The sequence below is a fragment of the Glutamicibacter sp. AGC84 genome, assembly GCF_053543575.1.
Genome location: NZ_JBLVOC010000026.1, coordinates 300,251 through 304,663 on the forward strand (window position 1 = coordinate 300,251; position 4,413 = coordinate 304,663).

At 54.5% G+C, this 4,413-nt stretch carries 6 protein-coding genes and 1 riboswitch; of the genes, 4 read left to right on the forward strand and 2 right to left on the reverse strand.

Going from position 1 to position 4,413, the window contains the following annotated elements; all coding sequences use genetic code 11:
* Positions 1-39: 39 nt before the first annotated feature.
* Positions 40-246, reverse strand: a complete 207-nt coding sequence (locus tag ACNPN0_RS16050) for a hypothetical protein (RefSeq protein ID WP_105658684.1) — start codon at positions 244-246, stop codon at positions 40-42.
* Between the two features lie 171 nt (positions 247-417).
* Between ACNPN0_RS16050 and ACNPN0_RS16055 the strand changes: the two genes are divergently transcribed.
* Positions 418-963, forward strand: a complete 546-nt coding sequence (locus ACNPN0_RS16055) for a peptidylprolyl isomerase (RefSeq protein ID WP_105658683.1) — start codon at positions 418-420, stop codon at positions 961-963.
* Between the two features lie 237 nt (positions 964-1,200).
* Positions 1,201-1,920 carry a rhomboid family intramembrane serine protease gene (locus ACNPN0_RS16060; RefSeq protein WP_332594768.1) on the forward strand — a complete coding sequence of 240 codons (720 nt, stop codon included), beginning with the start codon at positions 1,201-1,203 and terminating at the stop codon, positions 1,918-1,920.
* 481 nt (positions 1,921-2,401) lie between these two features.
* Here the strand turns inward: ACNPN0_RS16060 and ACNPN0_RS16065 are convergent, their stop codons facing one another.
* Entirely contained in the window at positions 2,402-3,019 is a 618-nt protein-coding gene (locus ACNPN0_RS16065; protein WP_388024718.1) for a LysE/ArgO family amino acid transporter, read from the reverse strand.
* A 76-nt stretch (positions 3,020-3,095) separates the two neighbouring features.
* On the opposite strand from ACNPN0_RS16065, the gene ACNPN0_RS16070 reads away from it, so the two are divergent.
* Complete coding sequence (locus ACNPN0_RS16070) at positions 3,096-3,974, forward strand: ArgP/LysG family DNA-binding transcriptional regulator (RefSeq protein ID WP_105658680.1); 879 nt, start codon at positions 3,096-3,098, stop codon at positions 3,972-3,974.
* Positions 3,975-3,979: 5 nt separating this feature from the next.
* Positions 3,980-4,045: riboswitch (guanidine-III (ykkC-III) riboswitch) on the forward strand.
* An 11-nt stretch (positions 4,046-4,056) separates the two neighbouring features.
* On the forward strand, positions 4,057-4,374 hold the full coding sequence (locus ACNPN0_RS16075; RefSeq protein WP_105658679.1) for a DMT family transporter: 318 nt from the start codon (positions 4,057-4,059) through the stop codon (positions 4,372-4,374).
* Positions 4,375-4,413: the final 39 nt, after the last annotated feature.

Below are 4,413 nucleotides of genomic sequence, written 5' to 3' on the forward strand. Positions count from 1 at the left end.
TTCGAGGGCAACCCCCAACCCAAAGCGGCCTAGACGGCTTTATTTGTCATCTTCGAGGATTTCGCGGATTTCTTCCACGCTGGCTTCACGCGATTCAACAGGCTCGTGCGGTTGTGCTGGAAGTGGTTCGTTTTCCCATGGATCCTCAATTGGTTTCGAGGCCTTCCACACAGCTACCAGCACTGCGACAAGTCCCGCAATCAAGCCAACGGCTAGTACTTTTCCTGCTTTGCTCTTCTTGCTCATGCATTGCTCCCGATCCGAAAAAATTCACGCTAACCGACAGTTCAAGACTAGGCAGTTCTATGCCCAGTGGCCAGCAGTATCGGACAAGCAACCTAAGAATGGTCCAAATTTTCTCTCAACGCGTACGTCAGTATTTAGCGGGTCGAGCATAGATCATGGAAGAATGAAGGCATGACCGCAAACGCAACTCATAAAGCCACGATTCACACTACTTTGGGCGATATCGTTGTCGATCTCTTCGGCAACCACGCACCAAAGACCGTAAAGAACTTCGTTGGCCTCTCGACCGGTGAGCAGGAGTGGGTACACCCAGAATCCGGTGACAAGAAGACCAACACCCCGCTGTACAGCGGAACCATCTTCCACCGCATCATTTCTGATTTCATGATTCAGGGTGGCGACCCACTGGGCCAGGGCTTCGGCGGCCCAGGCTACCAGTTCGATGATGAGATCCACCCAGAACTGAACTTCAACGAGCCTTACAAGCTGGCCATGGCCAACGCGGGCATCCGCATGGGCCGTGGAACCAACGGTTCGCAGTTCTTCATCACCACCGTTCCTACCACCTGGCTGCAGGGCAAGCACACCATCTTCGGTGAAGTCCTTGACGCTGACTCGCGCAAGATCGTTGACGCGCTGAACGCCGTTGCTACCGATGGCCGTGACAAGCCACTGGAAGACGTCGTTATCAACTCGGTCGACATCGAGACCCTGTAACAACACAGGCGCACCAACCCGAGGCTCTGACGATTCCCTAGCGGCATTGTCGGGGCCTCGAGTATTTAATCCTTCTCCCCCAACTCAAGGCAGGTACTGATGTCCTTTGGACAGGTTTTCCCAGAGGGCCAAGCAACTCCGACGTGCTATCGACACTCGCAGACGGTGTCCTATGTTTCATGCCACCGGTGCGGACGTCCGGTCTGCCCGCAGTGCCAGGTCTCTGCGCCTGTAGGTGTGCAATGCGTAGACTGCGTCGCGCAAGCCAATAAGAACCTGCCGCGGCAGAAGACCCAATTCGGTGGCCGGGCTCGATCCGGTGCTCCTGTTATCACCTACACTTTCATCGGCCTGAACGTGCTGGTGTATCTGCTGCAGTGGATCATCCCTGGATTCACCAATCAGCTTGTACTTGCGCCGGCTCTGGCCGCCTATGAGCCATGGCGCCTGATCACCAGCGCCTTTGCCCACTCCACGAGCTCCTTCTTGCACCTTGCCATGAACATGTACGGCGTCTACATCTTCGGCACCATGCTCGAACCAAGGATGGGACGGCTGCGCTTCACCTGGCTATACCTGCTCAGCGCTTTTGGCGGTTCACTGGGCGTTCTCCTGCTGAGCAACCCGATCAGCGCCACGCTCGGCGCTTCGGGCGCACTGGCAGGCTTGTTCCTCGCAACTTTCGTAGTGTTCCGTTCCAACAAGCAGGCACTTCGCTCCATGGGAATTATCCTGGCGCTGAATGTCGTTCTCGGCTTCGTTATTCCCAGTATTTCGTGGCAGGGGCATCTGGGCGGAGCGATATTGGGTATCCTCGCAGCCTGCTGCATTGTGCTGATCCCGCGAAGTAATCCACAGCGTGCGCGTACCCAGATACTTTTACTCACGGCCTTGTCGATTGCGTTGCTGGCAGCCCTTTACCTCTCCACGGAAGCAGTGAAGTGGCCCTTGGGATAGTTCGAAAAGAAGCAATGCAGTTATCCACACTGCTTATCCACACTGTTAATAACTTACAAGCGTGTAACTCTCGAGGCCTAGTGGTTATTAACAGCCCCAAGACCCCGTGATATCAGGGATATTCGCCTTGGAGTACCCAATACTCACAACCTTGTCCCCAGTTGTGGATAACTTTTTAACAACCCCTGTAGATAGTGCATATACGAATCCACCGACTGTTAATAACTTCGGGTTCGAAAGTTTAAACGAATCATGAGAATCACGGTTCAATAAGCGGAATCACGCCTTATCCACAGCCGGAATCCACAGTGTTAATAACTTACAAGCATGTCATTTCAGTTTCCAATATCTCCGTTGACCTGTACTTTATCCGAAAAATTGTGAACTCTACCCAAGTTCTCCCCAGCTGTGGATAACTTTGTGAACAACTGTTTATAAAAGTTGTTCACAGTCGCTGTGGATAAGAGTGTTTGCCTGTGGATTACTTGGTGAGAACTGGCAGGATCAACATGATGGCAAAGATGAGCATGACGATTCCGATAAGTACATCAAGTACCTGCCACGCCTTGGGGTTGGCAAAGAGCGGGGCAAGGAAACGTGCGGCGTAGGCAAGTGCGAAGAACCAAGTGAAGCTGGCAATGATCGCACCAGTGGCGAAATAGGGTGCGCCTGCGGCTTGGGAAGTAGCAATTGAACCAAGAAGCAGTACCGTGTCGATATAGACATGTGGATTCAGCCAGGTGAGGGCCAACGTCGTTCCGATGATCGAGACGGCTGTTGTTGCACCGGGGAGCCCTGAGACTTTCAGCGCCTCGGGCTTCAGTGCTCGGCGGAAAGCGAAAATCGCGTAGCTTGCCAGGAAGATGAAACCGCCTATTCGCGCAATCACCAATATCCAGGGCGCTCGGTCGACAAGCGCTCCCATGCCGCTGGCTCCGGCGGCAATCAGGATCGCATCTGATAATGAGCACACCAAAGCGGTGATGAAAACATGCTCTTTCCTGATTCCCTGGCGCAGCACAAACGCATTTTGCGCACCGATGGCGACGATGAGGGACAGGCCAGTGGTAAAGCCGAAGAACAAGGATCCAGAGAGCATGTAGAAACTGTAAGAGATTAGCTGATCTGCGTCGAACTTAAGCTTCTGATTCTAGATTAGAGTTCCTAATGTGAACATGGATGTGGAACACCTCGAAACCCTGCTTGCGGTAGTTGATGCGGGAAGCTTCGACGATGCCTCGATTGATCTGGGAGTGACCGCTTCGGCCGTCAGCCAGCGCATCAAGGCCTTGGAGAACCGCCTGGGCGCAGTCCTGCTCGTCCGCAGTCGCCCGGTTAGGCCTACCGAGCATGGACTGAAAGTTCTGCGCTATGCGCGACAGATGACGCTGCTCAGTGCAGAGTTCTCCAAAGAGATAGCCTCCGAAAATCCGATCCCGATCGCCATTGGAGTCAACGCGGATTCGCTCTCCACTTGGTTCGGTCCGGTATTCTACGAGCTCGCGAAGTTCGAAGACCTCTCCTGTGAAATAGTGCGTACCGATGAAAACAGGGGACTGGAGCTACTTCGAACCGGTCGCGTCAGCGCCGTGGTCACCAATGCGGAGGAGAATATCCAGGGTTGCATCAGTGACAAACTGGGTGCACTGCGCTATCGCGCAGCCGCGCAAGCTTCGGTGGTCCAACGCCATGTACCTACTGGGGCCGTGGAAGAGCTCATTCGCACTCCGATGGTGGTCTTCGATCGTGAGGATCCCTTGCAGCATGAGATGCTCCAGCGGGTTGCCGGGGCTAAAGCGCGACCGGAAGGCCAAGTCCACCATGTTCCAGATTCCATGCAGTTCGTTGCGGCCATAGAAGCGGGGATGGGGTGGGGGATGATTCCAGAAACGCAGCTGCAGAAAGCCAGCGGGCTGCAGGTACTCAACGAGCAATGGTTTATCGATGTGCCACTGTATTTTCAGCGCTGGGCTGTGGACTCGCAGATCCTCGCGAGGATAGGTGGCATTTTGGTCACAGCCGCGAGACAGCAAGGCCTGCATTTGCTAGCCTGAGGTGGTCACCAGCAATCATTGCTTGGACCCGGACGAGGGAGCCGTACCCGGAGCGCGACAAGACGGCCAGAAAGTATCTGGCATGCATTGGGTAATTTTGATCGTTTCCGGACTATTCGAAGCGGTATGGGCCATCGCTCTTGGCATGAGCGAGGGGTTCTCCAAACTCGTTCCGACCATCGTCTTCTTCGCGGCGCTGGTTGTGTCCATGGGTGGACTGGCCTACGCCATGAAGGAAATTCCCGTCGGCACTGCATATGCCATCTGGGTAGGCATCGGAGCCTCGCTTGCCGTCATTTACTCGATGGCCACCGGACAGGAAGCCTTCAGCGTACTGAAGATGGTCTTCATTCTCGGATTGGTTGGTTGCATCATCGGCTTGAAAGCCGTCAGCCACTAATATCAAAAGCCGCCATTAAACAACTTCGCCGGCCCCCCC